This window comes from Vibrio sp. 10N.222.49.C9 (genome assembly GCF_041474985.1).
GTDB classification, from domain to species: Bacteria; Pseudomonadota; Gammaproteobacteria; order Enterobacterales; family Vibrionaceae; genus Vibrio; species Vibrio crassostreae_C.
On sequence record NZ_JBFRVD010000708.1, the window covers coordinates 1 to 478 of the forward strand.

Sequence of the window (478 nt, forward strand, 5' to 3'; positions counted from 1 at the left end):
AAGCAAAAAACGTGCAAGTTCGCACTAATAATGCGCCATTGGTCAAAAACTGCGATTGGGTTGGAGAAGTAACAGGCACTGAGGGGCATTGGTATTCATATCTTTTTTATCCCAATGATGTGCTTATCCAGGGAGCGATTAATGAGATAAAAAACAATGCGTATCTGACGCAGGCAAATACTGTCGTTTTACTGATCCCACACTACTTCAAAACATCGGCAACCTTTGTGGGCACCGCGTACAATTGTCCACCAAAACCACCTCAAGACTGATCTTCCGTCGTTGGCGAGCCATCGATTAGATATCTAGCACCTGTTCCTTGCGCAGATGCGGTATCTTCTGGATTGAATAACTTGCAGCTTTTTAACGACAGGCACCCGCACCCAATACAGCCGTCTAGGTTATCTCTGAGTCGTTGCATCTCGAGTATTTTCTGATCTAACGATGCCGCCCACTGCTTAGACATTCGAGCCCAGTC

Annotated in this window: 1 protein-coding gene and 1 pseudogene; one reads left to right on the forward strand and one right to left on the reverse strand. The window is 46.0% G+C overall.

The features are described from left to right. Nucleotides 1–272, forward strand: a 272-nt coding sequence (locus AB4585_RS25190; RefSeq protein WP_372171497.1) for a DUF4156 domain-containing protein, incomplete at its 5' end; no start/stop codon positions are given. Here AB4585_RS25190 and AB4585_RS25195 read toward each other — a convergent pair. Next, nucleotides 263–478: pseudogene (locus tag AB4585_RS25195) on the reverse strand (redox-sensitive transcriptional activator SoxR); the annotation flags it as partial. The gene AB4585_RS25190 and the pseudogene AB4585_RS25195 overlap by 10 nt on opposite strands.